The sequence below is a fragment of the Streptomyces solitudinis genome (genome assembly GCF_036323765.1).
Lineage (GTDB): Bacteria > Actinomycetota > Actinomycetes > Streptomycetales > Streptomycetaceae > Streptomyces.
Genome location: NZ_JAZDCW010000015.1, coordinates 1 through 14,566, shown reverse-complemented (window position 1 = coordinate 14,566; position 14,566 = coordinate 1). Strand labels below are relative to the sequence as shown.

Here is a 14,566-nt window from a genome sequence, read left to right as displayed (position 1 = left end):
ACCTCCAGGTCTCGGGGGTGGCAGGGCAATAGGGGTTCGTGGTCCGTGTCCCCGAGGCGTGCGTGCGGGGCCCAGATCGTGCTCGGTACGGGCTGGTCGGCCGCGCCCCGCTCGGGGCAGGGCGCGGGCGAGCGGCCTGCCGGCCGTGGCCGTCACCGGTCCGCGCTCGACGAGCGGGGGCCGGTGGCGACCATGAGCGGCAGGGGTTCTGCCAGGGGGTGAGCGCCTCTGCGCTCACCGGGCGCTCACCTACGCGCCCGGGGTGGCCTCTTCGACCTGAGCGCGCAGACGCTGCGCGGTCGGGCGGGAGACCGGCTTGTCGGACAGGCCCGCGTCGGTGAGCGCGTCGCGGATCTCCCGCCACTCGGGACGGCGCCCGAGCTCGGTGTAGAGCAGTCGGATGCGTGCGTGGCGGCGCTCGGTAAGCGCCTCCGTCTCGCTGCGCGTACGAGCGTCCTCCGCTCGCTGAGCGTCTGCCTCGTCCGTGGCGCGCTCACCCTCGTGAGCGCCGGAGGTGAGCGCCGGGCGCTCACGCTCGCCGCGCGTCTCGTCCGAGGTGAGCGCGCTCGTGTCGGGGTGAGCGTGCTCGGTTTCCTCCATGCGCTCGAGCGTGTGAGCGTCCTCGGGGGTGAGCGTGTCGGCGAGCGCGGCGGGCGCTTCACCGAGCTTGAGCGCCATCCGCTGGTTCAGCGGGGCCTTCCAGCGCCACAGCAGGCCGTACTTCTCCTTGAGTTGCGCTCGCAGGTAGGTCTGCTCCTGGAGGCGGGTGAGCGCCTCCTCGTAGGAGGTGATCTCCCACAGGATCATCCGGCGGCGCAGGCGGGCGGTGGGGATTGGAGCGAGGATCCAGCGGCTACGGCGCACCGTCTCCATCCGCTTCTTGCCGGTGACCGCGCCGATCCGCGTGGCGTACACGTGGGAGGCGATCTCCGAGAAGATCACCCACAGCAGCGTGAGGGCGGCGTGCCCCAGACGGCCGCCGGGGGTGCTGGAGGCCTGCCAGTTGAGGTAGACGGTCACCGCTGTCAGCGCGCGGGGCACCCAGCGGATCCAGCGCAGTTCCATGCCCATCCGGATGAGGATGAGGTTGGCTCCGGTGAACGCGGGGATCGCGACGTCGATGCCGACGGGGAGCAGCCACGGCCAGTCCCACCCCCACGCGGTCGCCTTGGTCTCCAGCGCGGTGTAGGAGGAGAGCAGCCCGAGGGTGGAGACGGTCGCGGCGGCCAGCACGATCGCGACCACGCCGACCAGCTCCTGCCCGGACAGCGGCGGCACCCCGCCAGCCGGCCGGGCGTCGGTGCGTGCCTTGCGCTGCTTGGCGCGCGACTCGGCCCGGATCTCCCGGCGGCGGGCGCGCTGCACGGTGCGCTGCGTCGCCTCCTCCAGGATCCGGTCCGCCTCGGCTCGGGCCTGGGCGGCGGCAACCCGGTCGGCCGTGGCCTGCGCCGCCGCCGCCCGCGCCGTCTTCGCCTCCGCTTCGGCCTGCTCGCGCAGCCGGGCGACATCCTTGTCGACGGCGGCCCGCAGCTTTTCAGCGGACGTGCGGGCGTCGGCCACGGCGCGGTCGGCGTCCTGGCGAAGGCCGGCGGCTACCTTCTCGGCTCCGGCCCGCACCTGGGCGGCCTGGTCGTCCGCGCTCTCGCGCAGCCGATCGGCCTCACCGCGCGCCCGTTCCAGGACCTGTTCGGCGCCGGTGGTGGCGCGGGTGCGGATCCCGGCCGCGGTGCGCTCGGCGGCGGCGAGAAGTTCGGTGCGCGCGGTCTCCGCATCGGCGAGGGCCTTCGTGGCAGCCTGCGCGGCCTCGGCCGTCACCTGTTCCGCCTGTGCGGCCGCCGTGGTGGTGACCTCTTCCGCCTGGCGGCGGGCGTCGGCAAGCAGCTGCTCGGCCGACGCCTTGGCGTCGGCGAGGACCTGGTCGGCCTCGCCGGTCGCCGTCGTCGTGACGGTGTCGGCCTCGCGGCGCGCGGCGGCGAGCAGCTGCTCCGCCTCCGCCTCCGCGTCCGCGCGAACCTGCGCGGCGTCGGCGTCCGCAGACCTCGCGGCGTCCGTCCGGACCTGGCCGGCGGCCGTCTCGGCAGCGGCCAGGGTCTCGTCGGCCTTGGCACTCGCCGCCGTGATGAGTGCATCGGCCTCCGCGCGGGCAGCGGTGAGCAGTTGCTCCGCTTCCGCCTCCGCGGCGGTACGCACCTGCGCGGCGGCCGTCTCGGCCTCGGCCAGGAGGCGGGCCTGGCCGACGGTGGCGGCCTCCGTGATCGTGGCGGCCTCGGTGCGGGCACCGTCCAGGAGGCTGGCAGCGCGGTCGTCGGAGTCGATCAGGACGCGGGCGGCGACGTCGGCGGCCTGGTCCCGGACGTCAGCGGCGCGGTCGCGGGCGTCGGCCAGGACCGGATCGGCCTGCGGGTAGGCCAGCGGCACAACAGGCTCGGGCGCGATCTCCTCGGGGGCAGTGGTCTGAGCGGGGACGGAAGCCGACGACGCCTTGGCACGCCTGCCTCGGGGGGCAGCCTGGCGCCTGCGGCGGGTGGCGGTCTTGGGGGCCACGGGATTCCTCTCTTACGGATCGGCGTCGGTCGGTAGAGTTGCGATCAGGCCCCCGGGGCCCCGGCATTTGAGCTGCCGGGGACTCGGAGGGCCGTTGTGCTAGGGCAGTTCAGCGCCGGTCGGGCAGCGTGCTGCGGGCCTGCGCGAGGTACTGGTGCAGCCAGGCGACGGCGGCCGGGATCATCACCCCGATGTCCGGCTCCCCATCACCGCTTGGCCCCGGCCGTCTCATTCGACGGCCGGGGCCAAGCGGTTCAGGCAACCGTCAGTCAGGCCGGGGCGGCGGTCATGCGGCGGCCGCGTGTACGGGCTCGCCCACAGCCCCTTCGAACAAGGCGAGGTCAGCGGCGGCCTGGGTGAGCAGCGCGCCCTGCCCGCCAGTGGCCAGGGCCTGGTGCCAGCGGGGCGGCCAGGTGTCGGGACGGCCGAGCTGCTGTTCCAGTGCGGTCCAGTTGACGGTGGCTGCGCCGGCGGTCAGGTAGCGGCGGACGACGGTGCGGGCGGTGGCCGCCAGCCACACCGGCAGCCCTGCGGCTCCGTCCCAGGCCGGACCGGACATGTCAGCGCGGGCCAGGGCGTACTCCCACACCCGCCGGGCCAGCTGATCGGTGCGCCGCCATTCCGTGGCCGGGAGCAGGTTGTTGAGGTAGGCGTGCAGCGCGCGCTCGTGGGGGTGGTGGGCGGCGGACAGGACAGCCAGTGGAGTCACGGTCGCAGTCACTGTGTTCGATTCCCTTCGTGGGTGAGGTCCGGGGGAGGGGGCTCCGGTGATCGCGTCCCACCCGGCCAGCGCGGCGGGGTAGGTGACCTTCCGGGCCCGGGGAGCGGAGCAGAAGTTCGGCCCGGTGGCCGCCGGAGCGGCGCCGGGCCGAACGCGCGGGCGCCGGGGCGGTTAGTGCTGGATCGGGCAGGCGGTGAGGTGGTCGTCGACGTGGTTGCCGCAGATCCAGCACTGCCAGCCCAGCGTCCCCAGACGTCGGATGGCCCGGCTGGCCAGGCGGCGGGTCACCGCATGACTCCGAGCACGCGGCCGCAGACAGCGCCGCGGCAATGCTCGGCGTCGAAGCCGCACGGGCACCGCTCGCTGCCCGTCCGGCCGGTCGGGACGGCGAGGCGGACGCGCATCTCCGCGACGGTGCGGGGTGCGCGGCGTCCGGCGGCGGCGGCGCGGCGGTCACCGTCGCGGACCAGGCATAGCAGGTACGCCCCCAGGGCCCGGTAGCGGGCGTCTGGTCCGGGCTCGGGCTCGAAGCCGCGCTCGCCGTCCTCGCGCTCCTTGTCCTCCACGAGGCTGCTGGTGGCGAGGGTGCGGCCCGGCTCGCGCTGCGGCAGCGGCGGCTGCGGCGGGTTGTCGGGGACGCGGTCGTGCTGAGGCTCGGGCTCAGCGGCCGTAGCCGGGCATGTCAGGATGGCGTTCACAGGTGGCCTCCAGTTCAGGTGCCTGTAAAGCGAGGCCCCAGGGGCGCAATCCCTGGGGCCTCGCGCTTGTGCTGGTTGCCGATACGGCAGCCAGCGCCTCGGCCACCCCACAAGGGGACGGCCGGGGCGAGCGGGGAAGTCTTCCGTCGCTCTCCACCGCCCGCCGACCGATCCGTAGACCGGGCGGCGGGCGACTGGGCAACTCAGGAAGCGCAGCGAGGTCAGGCGGCGGAACGGGCTCGGTTGCGGGCGGTATGGCGCTTCATCGCGCGGCGTTCGTCCTCGGACAGGCCGCCCCAGACGCCCTCGAGGCCGTCCTCCAGTGCCCACTGGAGGCACTGCTCTTGAACGGGGCAGCGGCGGCAGAAGGTCTTGGCTTCCTTGATCTGCAGGAGCGCCGGTCCGGTGTTGCCGAGGGGGAAGAACAGCTCGGGGTCCTCCTCGCGGCAGGCCGCGCGGTGTCGCCAGTCCATTGCGGTCACCGTCCTTCGCGGACGCGGCGGAGGGCCTCGTCCATGTCCGGGTCGGAGTCGGTGGTGCCGAGCGGGCGTGCGATGCTGATGGGCATCAGGGCCTCCATACAGGTCCTGGACAACCCCCTGGGGCCTCATCCCGTGGGGGTTGTCGTCGTTTCGGAATGCGGGCGGAATGCCCGACTCCGAGCGGCGCGCGGGCCGCAGTGCCCCGGACCGGACTCGAACCGGTCGTTCTGCTCACCTACGGGGCTCCGCGATCTTCGCCCTTGTGTCACCGCGCGTTCGGATCGCCTGTCGCCCGTGAGGGCGCCAGGGGAAAAGGTGCTTCGGGTGCTGTCTGCGCGGCAGGGCCGGCTTGTCGCAGTTGCCTGTCCCGCATCTCGCCTGCGGGAAGGCGGTCCGCATCCCCTGCGGACTGGGCCGGTTCAACCAGAGGACTCACCTGGTGGCACCCCTCCGCAGATCTCTTGCTCGGGAGTGCCAGCTAGTCGTAGCGCCGGATGTTCGCTGATTCAGTTGAGAAGGAACAGCCACTCCGAGGACCCACCCCCACCGAGGTGGGGGCTTCGCCCAGGGCGTCTCGTGCTGACGGGGACCGTGTCCGGCTCCCTCATCCGGCGCCGCCCGCGGGGCAGTTCCGGGTGGGGGAGCCGGGTCCGAAGACCCGGCAGTTCGTGCGGGGGGGGGTCAGGCCGCGAGCGGCAGGGGCGCGGCGGCGGCCGGTGGCGTGATGCGCAGCTGCGCGGCGTAGGGGAGGAGCACGTCGACCAGGCGCTCGCGCACCAGCTCGGTGGCGGTCGGGTCGGTGGCGACGATGTCGCGGGCGGCGAGCATGCGGTTCTCGCGGGCCTCGATCGCGGCGACGGCGGCGGTGATGTCCAGGCCGTCCAGCCGCTCGTGGGGAAGCGGGCCGGCCTCGAACATCTCCAGCGGCATCCCGAAGGCGACGTCGAGGTCCAGGCCGCCGAACTCGGGGAGCGGCACCTCCACCGCCTCCAGGAGCGCGAGCGTCTCAGCGTCGAAGTTCTCGGTGGCGAGGCTGGCGGTGGGGCGGCTGGTGGTGTTCATGGGGTGGTGCTCCCTTCGAGTTCGGGCTCTACGTGATCCCAGGAAGTGGCAGGTGGGGGCCTTTGCCACCTCGCTCACCTTGTCGGCATAGCTAACTTAGCTGCTAGAGTCGGGGGCGTGTCAAGCACTTGGTTGAGGAAGCTATGGAAGCTGGCTAAGGCGAGGGGGTCGACCTACGATGTCGCTCATGAGCAACGAGGCCGTGCAGCCGTACCAGCGAATCGTTCAGGATGTCCGCGACAAGATCCGCTCCGGCCGCTGGACCGCCGGGACGAAACTGCCGAGCATCGGCGAGCTGGCAGAGGAGTACGGCGTCGCGGCCGGCACCGTCCAGCGAGCCCTGACCGAGCTGCGCACGGCTGGGCTCATCTACTCGCACCAGGGGCGCGGCTCCTTCGTCACGGAGACTGCCTCCGAGTCCAGCGAGGACTCGACTGCCCGCGCTCTCCGAGCACTTGAGGAGCAGGTCGCCGACCTCGCCGCACGACTCGAAAGGATCGAGAAGGGCCGAAGCGACTGACGTCCTTCCTCGCGTCCCGTTGCGCATGTTCGTCCCTCCCTGGCCGGTCCAACTTCGTTAGCAAAGTTGTAGGCCCGACCACGGAGCTGGTTCTAGGTCTGACATGTGTCCAGCGCCTGGACACACCGATAGGAGACATGGAGGGGGATCAGCGTGGGGCAGAAGCCGAACGTTCTGACCCCGGAGGCATCGCCCCTGGACCGCTTCGGCTACACGGTTCGAGACCTCCGCGAGCGGCGCGGCCTCAGCCTGCGAGGGCTTGCGGAAGCCACCTTCTGCTCGTACTCCAAGCTGTGGAAATGGGAAAACGCGAAGCGCGCTCCGAAGTACCGCTCCGAGGTCGAAGAGCTGGACCGCGTACTCAACGCCCAGGGCCTGCTGATCGAGTTGTGGGAGCGCATCGGCGCGGATGATTCCCCGCGGGGCCATGTGTCCGTTTCAGGGCTCCATGTGTCCGAATCATCGGTGGACCTGGCCATGGCCGCATCCCAGCGGGCAACGTCGGACGATGAGGGGATCTTTGTCCCCGCTCGTCTACGGGATGGATCGGTGATTTTCGTGGCGCTGGATCGACGCGCGATGCTGCGTGGCGGGATGGGGCTCGGCGCAGCTGCTGCGCTGGGCGGGGGGACGCCGGCGGCCGCCAGCTCTCTGCCGGGGCTGACACGGCCTACCCGATCGGCTTCCGCCTACAGCGGTACGCCGGTGGAGCACTTCCAGCGTGCGCGTCGTCTGCTGATCGACAGCGACAACCTCCTCGGCCCCGGCCGAGCCGTCGCGGCCGCGCGTCAGCACATCGAGGACATCAAGCAGCTGCGTCAGGACGCAAAGGGCGCTGATCGCCACGCCCTCATGGAGCTCCAGACGCAGTACGCGGAATTCGCCTCCTGGCTCTACCAGGACCTGGGTGACTTCGACAGCGCGCAGTTCTGGCTCGATCGGGCGTTCCAGTGGAGCCACACCGTCGGGGACGGTGACCTGACCTCGTACGTGATGGCCCGCAAGGCACAGCTCGCCGGCGAGATGCTCGACCTGGTCGACGTCGTCGACCTCGCCGAAGCCGCGCAGCGCATGGCTCGTCCCCGCAGCCGACTGGCCGCTGTCGCCCGGACCTACGAGTCGTACGGGCACGCGCTGCGCGGTGAGTCGACCGACAGCGAGCGCGCGATCGACGACGTACGCAACGCTCTCGATCGCGTCTCCGGCGACACGACCCCCTGGGGCGTGTGGCTGAACGAGCAGTACGTGGAGGTGCACCGGGCGCAGGGCCTGGAGGTGCTGGGCAAGCACGCGGAGGCCGCAGAGGTCTTCACCAGCGCCATCAAGGCACTGCCCGACGGTTACCACCGCGACCGCGGCGTCTACATGGCTCGGGCCGCCGTGGCCCACGCCGGTGCCGCTGCGCCCGACCAGGCCGCCGCGGTCGGCCTCCAGGCCCTGACCATCGCCAACGACACGGGCTCGGGCCGGATCGTCCGGGAGCTCGCGCGTCTCGACAAGGCGCTGGCGCCCTGGCAGCGCCAGCCCGAGGTCGCGGAGTTCCGCGCGCACTTCGACGGCACACTCGCCCACGAATCCTGAGCAGAACGGATCACATCACCTATGACCACGCGTCCGTACGTCATCCTCTCGGCCGCCATGTCGGTCGACGGCTACCTGGACGACGCCAGTCCCGAGCGGCTGCGCCTGTCCAACGCGGCCGACTTCGACCGCGTCGACCAGGTCCGCGCGGAGTCCGACGCCATCCTGATTGGCGCGACGACCATGCGGAAGGACAACCCGCGCCTCTTGGTCAACAGCGAGGAACGCAGGGATCAGCGCGTCGCGGAGGGCAAGCCGGCCTACCCGCTCAAGGTCACGGTCACCCGGACCGGGGACCTGTCCGCCGATCTCAACTTCTGGCACCACGGCGGCGAGAAGCTGGTCGTCACCGTCGACGCCGCGGTGGAGAAGGTGCGCGCCACGCTCGACGGCTTGGCCGACGTCGTCAGCGTCGGGCCGGAGCTCGACTGGGGCCTGGTCCTCGATGAGCTGGGGCGCCGTGGAGTCGGCCGGCTCATGGTGGAGGGCGGCGGCACGATCCACACCCAGCTCATGGCCGCGGACCTCGCCGACGAAGTGCACCTCGCCATCGCGCCCCTGCTGGTGGGTCAGCCGGAGGCGGCACGCTTCCTGGGCGCCGCCGACTACCCCGGCGGATCGACGGCCCGGATGAAGGTGCTGGAGATCCGGGCGATCGACGACGTCGTCTTCGTCCGCTACTCCCCGAAGGAGCGCACCGCCTGATGTACGCCCCCGACCGAGCCCAGGACCTGCGCTGGATACAGCGTGCGATCGACCTCGCCGCGCTGTGCCCTCCGGCCCCCGGCGCCTACTCGGTCGGAGCGGTCATCGTCGGCGAGGACGGCACCGAGCTGGCGTCCGGCTACTCCCGCGCGACCGGCCCCCGCGAGCACGCGGAGGAAGTCGCCCTCGCCCAACTCCCCCAGGATGACCCGCGCCTCGCGGGTGCGACGATCTACAGCTCGCTGGAGCCCTGCTCCCAGCGCAGCGCCTCCCGTACGCCCTGCGCACGGCGAATCCTCGAGGCCGGCATCCCCCGCGTGGTCATCGCTTGGCGCGAGCCGAGCCTGTTCGTCGACGACTGCGTCGGCTACGAGCAGCTGGTGGAGGCTGGAGTCGTTGTGGTGGAGCTGCCCGAGTTGGCAGCGGCCGCGAAGGCTGTGAATTCGCACCTGGGGGGCCTCGCATGACAGGGCAGGTCTACGTCATCGGATCGCCTGGCAACTGGACCGTGAAGATCGGTGTGTCGGTCGACCTTGTCCGGAGGCTGCGCGAGATCCAGAACTCGTCGCCGGTGAAACTTGCGGTCTTGTGGAGTACGCCCGGAGGACTCGCCCTTGAGCAGGCACTGCACGATCACTTCGCGGGGATCCGCTCGCACGGAGAATGGTTCGCGTTCACATCGGATCCCGTCCGGGCCGTGCAGGCTGCCCTCGGGAGCGGCTCCGTCGTGGTGCCGTCTCCCGTTCTCCCAGAGAAGAGGTCCTTCAGGCAGCCGCCGCCCTTCGATGCGGACCTGCATTTCCAGCGGCTGACGTGGGATGCCTTCGCCAACTCACGGTTCTCTGCCGGTGACGCGGCCGAGCGGCTCGGGTACACCCTTCCCTCGGTGCTCGCGTGCTTGGAGTCGTTGGTCGCCAAGGGGCGAGCTGTCCAGCGGCAGCCCATCCGAAGTGAGAGGTCCCATCAGCTGTTCACCGTTCGGTGCCCGGCATGAATGGCGGCCAGGCGGTCGCGCTGCGACCCCACACCCATAGATCAAATAGTGTATGTTTCAGAGATCCATCGATCATGGGAGCCTGCGCTATGTCCGACCCGGACCGCTTGAAGCGGGTCGACGCCCTGCTGGAGGGCCTGGACGACGTCCTGCCGCCGCCGCGCGTGCGTAGCCAGCTGCGCCTCGCCGCGAACCTCACCCAGCAGGAGATCGCGGATGCGGTCGGCGTGAAGCGCCTTGCCGTCGTGCGGTGGGAGCTGGGGAAGAGCAACCCCCGGCGCCCGCAGCGCCAGGCGTACATCCACCTGCTCAAGCGGCTCTCGGAGCGTTTCCCCGAAGCCGCCGAGCTGGACGAGGGCAGCACGACGCCGACCTCCGAAGGGGGAGCGGGATGACCTAGTGGCCATCGGCCGCGCGCGCCAAGAAGCGGACTTACCACCCGCTGGCTTCGCGCGGCCCGTCTACCGACAGGGCTCATAACCCGTGTCGGGTGCTCAGGTTCCGGCTGCAACCGGTCCCCGAGCTGCGGCTTCTCAGGCCGCTCATCTTCACCAGGCCCCTCTCGGGACCACACCACCACCAGCCAGACCGATCCGTAGCCACCACAGCCACAGCCGTCCGACTCCGCTTCACCCGCAGGCCCCCACCACAGGGGCTTCGCGGTTCAGCAGAAACCAGGAGAGAGGAGAAATCTCCCCCACCCGGTCGGTGTCCGCCCGCTTCTCACGAAGGGGGCTTACCCGACACATCCACACATCTGGCCGTCCAGCCCGGAGGGACTCGGGTCGGTCCAGCTACATGGAGAGCAGGTCGTTTCTCATAGTGCCCGAAGTGGTGTCCCCTTGTCAGCTTGACCTTGTCCGATTCACCCCGGTTCGAGCATGGCGACCTTCCCGTGTGACGGAATCCGCTGTCCCTGTTCAACCTGTTCGCGGCATTAGTCACGAAGATTCTTCGGGGTGGGGTGGCACACCGACTCCGGTCCGGCACACCTATACCGAGAGGGGGACCCCTGCCCTCCTGGCGGTGCCGGCCGCCGCGGTGCTCCGGGGCTCCGCCCCGTGGGGCGGGATGAAACCGGAGGTTCCTGCCCGCCGGGCGGGAGGGATTGGGGTCCTCGCCGGTTCCCGACCTCTGTCCACAGGCGGTCCACGCGAGGCTGCCGGGATGATCTCTGCCTCGTACGTTCGAGCGGGGCGGTGAGCGCCGTGGCGGCGCCGACCGCCGTGACGTTGCCCGCCCCGCGCCCGGCCGTCGACGACGTCCCGGCCGCGGTGCTGCCGGCGCTGTTCGTGCCGGAGGCATCGCAGTGGCTGTCGACGTCGTCGGGCCGGATCGCGGGTGAGGGCTACTCGTGGATGCAGGCGGTCCACTGGGTCGCCGGGTCCGGTCTGTACCGACCGCGCCGTCACCGGTCGCACGGGCCGCGCAGCTTCGGGCCGACGACCGTGCGCGTCGCCCAGGAGTTGGCAGCACTGCTCCCGTGCCATCCGGGGATCGACTACCTGGTGCGCCGCACCGGCCTGGCGAAGCGGACGGTGGAGTACCACCTGGGGATGCTGCGGGAGGCCGGGCTGCTCGCGTGGATCGTCAAGGGCACCCGGGTGCCCGGCGGCCCGGCGCAGGCGTCGGAGTTCGCGCGGATGATCCCGACCGAGTTCGACGCCGCGCTGGGCATCCGCACGGTGCAGCGTGATGAGGACGCTCCGGCGTACACGCGGGCGATGTCCGGGATCTCGGAGGCTGGCCGGGAGCTGATGGCCACGCTGGCGAAGAAGGCGTCCCGGAAGGTACGCAAGCCGCGCTCGAAACCGAAGGCCCCGGCGAAGGCCCCGGTAAGGGGTGCTGAGCAGGGGGTTGTGACGGTTGTTTCGGACGAGACCCGTTGCACCCCAATGCAGGTCGGTACCTCAGCTCTTTCCACTGCGGGTACTACTTCCCTCCCCCCTGAGAGCAAGCTCGCAAGCGGGAAGCGCCAGTCCCCCACCCCGAAGAGGTTCAAGGCTGGCGGCCGCCGTGGGCAGCGCACGCTCAACCGGGTCGGGCGCCGCTTCCAGCTGGCCGCCGAGCTGATCACCCAGGTGCCGTGGCTGCGCCGCGCCGCCGTCCCGCGGATCGCCTGGGTGGTCCGCGACGTCGCCAACGCCGGATGGACCGCCACCGAGGTGACGGCCTGGCTGGAGACCACCCCCGAGCCCCAGCACGGCGCCCGCCGCCCCTCGGGCCTGCTCGCCTCCCGGCTGCGGCACGTCACGGCCACCCCCGGCTGGCGCACCCCCGAACAGCGCGCCCAGGCCGTCGCCACCTGGCGCTCCAGCCGCGCCGCCGAGCGACAGCGGCACGCCGAACACGCCTGGACCGGACAGGGCTGGCAGCTGCCCACCGACCCCGCCGTCACCCGCCGCGTCCAGGACGCCCTCAACCACGCCCACCACCACGTCACCGCCACGCCCACCACCACGACGGCGGACACCTCACAGCAGGACTTCACCCGCGACGCCGACGGGCTCGCCGACCTCACCCAGCTCACCTGGGACGAGATCGCCCAGCTGCGCACGGCCGCGAAGTTCGACCCGAACATGATCACTCTCACCATCGCGGAATGCGGCGAGACCTACGCCAGGAGCTTGTTCACCCACACCCTCGTCGACCAGGCGCTGCGGCAGACCGCCGCCGGCCACCTGCGCATCCACGCTGGAGGCACCCTGTGACCGACACCCCCTCAGCCACGGGCCCAGCGCCGTCCGGTGTCGACCTCGCCCGCGCCGCCTTCCACCAGGCACGCCTGGCCGCCCAGACCCAGCCCGCACGCACCGCACCCCGCCCGCCACGGCCCCGGCGACACGACGGACGTGAACCGGTCACCGCGGCCGCCGCGTTCACCGGGCTGATGGACAGCCGGGGCTGGGCCGCCCCCACCGCCGCCGCCAGCCTCACCGACCAGTGGCCCACCATCGCCCCCGAACTCGACGGCAAGGTCACCCCCGCCAGCTTCAACCCGGACACCGGCCGCCTCGACCTCCAGCCCACCACCCCCGCCTACGCCACCCAGCTGCGCCTCCTCCAGCACCAGATGATCAAACGCATCAACACCGCCCTCGGCACCGAAACCGTCCGCGCCCTACGCGTCCTGCCGCCCCGCGCCACCACCAGCGCCCCCGCTACCACCGCCGCCGTGCCCTCCCCCACCCCGCCTGGCGACGACACCCCGGTCCCCGCCCACCCCAGCTACCTCCAGGCCCTCACCGCCGTCCGCGCCAGCCAACGCCCCCGCACCCCCAGCCCCGCCGCCCAGGCCGCACTTGAGCAGCAAGCCCGCCACCGCACCGTCGAACCCGAGGAAGCCTTCACCGACGCCGTCCACGCCCTTCAGCAGGAACTAGCACGGCGGGCAGCCCAGAACGACCCCTTCACCACCGCCCGAGCCCGGGCGCGGGCACGAGCGGCCGCCGAACGAGCAGGAACTCCCTTCCTCCCTGCGCGGCGAGCGGGCACGCCCCTCAGCCAGGCCCCAGTCGAACGGACCGCGTGATGCCCCCGGGCTAGGTGCCGTACGCCGGCGGCCTGCTCTGCCCGCAGGCACCGCGGTGCGTGCACCTGCGCGGGGTGTGCGAGCAGACTGCGCTGCACGGAGCACACCCCACGCACCCCGCGTGCCGACAGGCCGGGCCCCGGCCCGAGAGGGGCCCGGCCCGAGAGGGGCCCGGCCCCCAGGAGTCCGCCGCACGGCGAAGGCCGCCCGGAAGCGTTCCGGGCGGCCTTCGCCGTGCGGTGACGTACGCGGTCCGCGCTCTCTACTGCTGGCGGGTGTCCGGGTCCTTCGGGCTGGAGACGTCGCTGATGCCGTCATCGAAGACGACGGTCAGCGGCCGCGTGCCGCTGCGGCTGGTGGTCGTCAGATCGTGGGCCAACCGCTCGTACACCTGCCCCGCCAGCACCCAGCTGCCGTCGTTCTTCCCGTACGGCGCGCTGGCGATCCGGGTGCCGCGCATCGCCATCAGGACGGCGATGACCGAGCGTCCGGACAAGGTGATCCGCAGCCGGTCGCGCCCCTCCTCTGTGGGGGCGGCCGGCTTGCGGAAGTGCTCGACCTTCTGCGCGTGCCCGAGGACGAACTCCCAGAGGTCGCGGTGGCAGACCAGGTCGACCGTGCCGACGGTGGCCGCGCTGGCCAGGACGAGGTCGTGCTCAGCCAGCTCGTCGCGCTGCCTGCCCGAAGGGGCCGGTCCGGGTGTGGCCGCGGGACGGTCCGGTCCGTGCGCGTTCTCGGCACCGGCGCCGGCAGCGGCGGCGTCGCTGGCCGCCTGCCGCCGGCTTGCCGCCTCCAGCCCGGCCTCGTCCACCGGGAGGCCGCCGCTTTCCCCGGCTGCCGTACCGGGCCCTTGGCCACCTCGGTCCTCGGCCGGGGCGGTCACGACCGCGCCGCCCTTGGCCGGGGCGGCGGTGTTGGCCGGGGCGGCGAGGGCGGGGGCGCCGTCGCGGGGGGAAGCCTCCGGCTCCGTGTGCTGCGGTTCCTGCGCGGTGTGCGGGCCGTCGGCCGCCGGGACCGCGGGGGTGGCTGCGGGCAGCTGGGCGATGAGGTCGGCGACCGTGCTGCGCAGTTCGTCGAAGCCCCGGGCCAGATCGGTGACGTCCTGCCGCAGCCGGGGGAGCGTCTTGTCGACCTCCGAGGAGAGCCTGTTGACGCTGGAGCGCGTCTCCCGGTTGTCCGCGTGGAGCTCGGACGCCCGGGCGCTGGCCCCCTCGGTGACCTCCCGCCGCGTCTCCTCGACCTGTTTCCCCAGCGCCGTGACTCGCTCATCCAGCACACGCCGGGTCTCCAGCAGGGCGGCCATGAGGTCGTTTCGACCCATACGTCCTCCAGTGCGATTTAAGTGATCAATTGGATTCGCTGCGTAGTCTGGCCAGGTGGGCAGGGGCCAGGGGACGGTATGCGCCCGCCTGGCTCAAAGACGCCGCCGAAGGGCCAAAACGCGACGAGAGCCCGCCGATCACGGCAAGACCGCCGTGTCACAACCCGATCGTGCCGACCTCGCGCCGCCCATCATCACGGCATGAACCAAGACGCGCCGGTTGAGCACTTCGCCGCCCGCACCGACAGCCGCGGGTCCGTCTGGCGTCCAACCGCACGGCCTCCGGAACTGGCCGGGCGGCACTCCCACAGTGCCGCCCGGCCAGCGGCGCTCGACACCGTGCAAGGCCGAGGCAGCCGTCGGCCCGCGCATCCGGCAAGGCTGTGTGCCTCAGACGCCGTCGGCA

Annotated in this window: 15 protein-coding genes; 8 read left to right on the top strand and 7 right to left on the bottom strand. The window is 72.0% G+C overall.

Annotated features, from left to right (window positions below; genetic code table 11):
* Positions 1-249 precede the first annotated feature (249 nt).
* The 6 genes from V1J52_RS25270 to V1J52_RS25245 form a co-directional block, all read right to left on the bottom strand.
* The gene (locus tag V1J52_RS25270; protein WP_330142287.1) at positions 250-2,544 is read right to left on the bottom strand and encodes a DUF2637 domain-containing protein; all 2,295 of its coding nucleotides are present in this window, start codon (positions 2,542-2,544) and stop codon (positions 250-252) included.
* Positions 2,545-2,653: 109 nt separating this feature from the next.
* The gene (locus V1J52_RS25265; protein ID WP_330142285.1) at positions 2,654-2,776 is read right to left on the bottom strand and encodes a hypothetical protein; all 123 of its coding nucleotides are present in this window, start codon (positions 2,774-2,776) and stop codon (positions 2,654-2,656) included.
* A gap of 54 nt (positions 2,777-2,830) precedes the next feature.
* Positions 2,831-3,253, bottom strand: coding sequence for a hypothetical protein (locus V1J52_RS25260; protein WP_330142284.1), 423 nt, complete (start codon positions 3,251-3,253; stop codon positions 2,831-2,833).
* Between the two features lie 296 nt (positions 3,254-3,549).
* Complete coding sequence (locus tag V1J52_RS25255; RefSeq protein WP_330142283.1) at positions 3,550-3,963, bottom strand: hypothetical protein; 414 nt, start codon at positions 3,961-3,963, stop codon at positions 3,550-3,552.
* Positions 3,964-4,184: 221 nt separating this feature from the next.
* Positions 4,185-4,436: a WhiB family transcriptional regulator gene (locus tag V1J52_RS25250; protein ID WP_330142282.1), complete on the bottom strand. Its 252-nt coding sequence runs from the start codon at positions 4,434-4,436 to the stop codon at positions 4,185-4,187.
* A 690-nt stretch (positions 4,437-5,126) separates the two neighbouring features.
* Positions 5,127-5,507, bottom strand: coding sequence for a hypothetical protein (locus V1J52_RS25245; RefSeq protein WP_330142281.1), 381 nt, complete (start codon positions 5,505-5,507; stop codon positions 5,127-5,129).
* Between the two features lie 187 nt (positions 5,508-5,694).
* Between V1J52_RS25245 and V1J52_RS25240 the strand changes: the two genes are divergently transcribed.
* From V1J52_RS25240 to V1J52_RS25205, 8 genes are all read left to right on the top strand, one after another.
* Positions 5,695-6,027, top strand: coding sequence for a GntR family transcriptional regulator (locus V1J52_RS25240; RefSeq protein WP_190175236.1), 333 nt, complete (start codon positions 5,695-5,697; stop codon positions 6,025-6,027).
* A 153-nt stretch (positions 6,028-6,180) separates the two neighbouring features.
* Positions 6,181-7,608 (top strand): helix-turn-helix domain-containing protein, encoded by a 1,428-nt coding sequence (locus tag V1J52_RS25235; RefSeq protein WP_330142280.1) that lies wholly within the window; start codon positions 6,181-6,183, stop codon positions 7,606-7,608.
* Positions 7,609-7,629: 21 nt separating this feature from the next.
* The gene (locus V1J52_RS25230; RefSeq protein WP_330142279.1) at positions 7,630-8,313 is read left to right on the top strand and encodes a RibD family protein; all 684 of its coding nucleotides are present in this window, start codon (positions 7,630-7,632) and stop codon (positions 8,311-8,313) included.
* On the top strand, positions 8,313-8,780 hold the full coding sequence (locus V1J52_RS25225; RefSeq protein ID WP_330142278.1) for a deaminase: 468 nt from the start codon (positions 8,313-8,315) through the stop codon (positions 8,778-8,780). The genes V1J52_RS25230 and V1J52_RS25225 overlap by 1 nt, the downstream gene beginning before the upstream one ends.
* Entirely contained in the window at positions 8,777-9,307 is a 531-nt protein-coding gene (locus V1J52_RS25220; protein WP_330142277.1) for a GIY-YIG nuclease family protein, read from the top strand. Before V1J52_RS25225 ends, V1J52_RS25220 begins: the two co-directional genes overlap by 4 nt.
* Before the next feature lie 89 nt (positions 9,308-9,396).
* A complete protein-coding gene (locus V1J52_RS25215) occupies positions 9,397-9,702 on the top strand; it encodes a helix-turn-helix transcriptional regulator (RefSeq protein WP_330142276.1) in 306 nt (101 codons plus the stop codon).
* 813 nt (positions 9,703-10,515) lie between these two features.
* Complete coding sequence (locus V1J52_RS25210) at positions 10,516-12,018, top strand: transcriptional regulator (RefSeq protein WP_330142275.1); 1,503 nt, start codon at positions 10,516-10,518, stop codon at positions 12,016-12,018.
* Positions 12,015-12,839, top strand: coding sequence for a DciA family protein (locus V1J52_RS25205; protein WP_330142274.1), 825 nt, complete (start codon positions 12,015-12,017; stop codon positions 12,837-12,839). Before V1J52_RS25210 ends, V1J52_RS25205 begins: the two co-directional genes overlap by 4 nt.
* A 262-nt stretch (positions 12,840-13,101) precedes the next feature.
* Here V1J52_RS25205 and V1J52_RS25200 read toward each other — a convergent pair whose 3' ends face one another.
* Positions 13,102-14,160, bottom strand: a complete 1,059-nt coding sequence (locus V1J52_RS25200) for a hypothetical protein (RefSeq protein WP_330142273.1) — start codon at positions 14,158-14,160, stop codon at positions 13,102-13,104.
* Positions 14,161-14,566: the final 406 nt, after the last annotated feature.

Bases quoted from the DNA above. Each gene is read 5' to 3' on its own strand.
- V1J52_RS25265 (WP_330142285.1), bottom strand. From the start codon at position 2,776: ATGAGACGGCCGGGGCCAAGCGGTGATGGGGAGCCGGACATCGGGGTG.
- V1J52_RS25200 (WP_330142273.1), bottom strand. From the start codon at position 14,160: ATGGGTCGAAACGACCTCATGGCCGCCCTGCTGGAGACCCGGCGTGTG.
- V1J52_RS25240 (WP_190175236.1), top strand. From the start codon at position 5,695: ATGAGCAACGAGGCCGTGCAGCCGTACCAGCGAATCGTTCAGGATGTC.
- V1J52_RS25215 (WP_330142276.1), top strand. From the start codon at position 9,397: ATGTCCGACCCGGACCGCTTGAAGCGGGTCGACGCCCTGCTGGAGGGC.
- V1J52_RS25250 (WP_330142282.1), bottom strand. From the start codon at position 4,436: ATGGACTGGCGACACCGCGCGGCCTGCCGCGAGGAGGACCCCGAGCTG.
- V1J52_RS25225 (WP_330142278.1), top strand. From the start codon at position 8,313: ATGTACGCCCCCGACCGAGCCCAGGACCTGCGCTGGATACAGCGTGCG.
- V1J52_RS25220 (WP_330142277.1), top strand. From the start codon at position 8,777: ATGACAGGGCAGGTCTACGTCATCGGATCGCCTGGCAACTGGACCGTG.
- V1J52_RS25230 (WP_330142279.1), top strand. From the start codon at position 7,630: ATGACCACGCGTCCGTACGTCATCCTCTCGGCCGCCATGTCGGTCGAC.
- V1J52_RS25245 (WP_330142281.1), bottom strand. From the start codon at position 5,507: ATGAACACCACCAGCCGCCCCACCGCCAGCCTCGCCACCGAGAACTTC.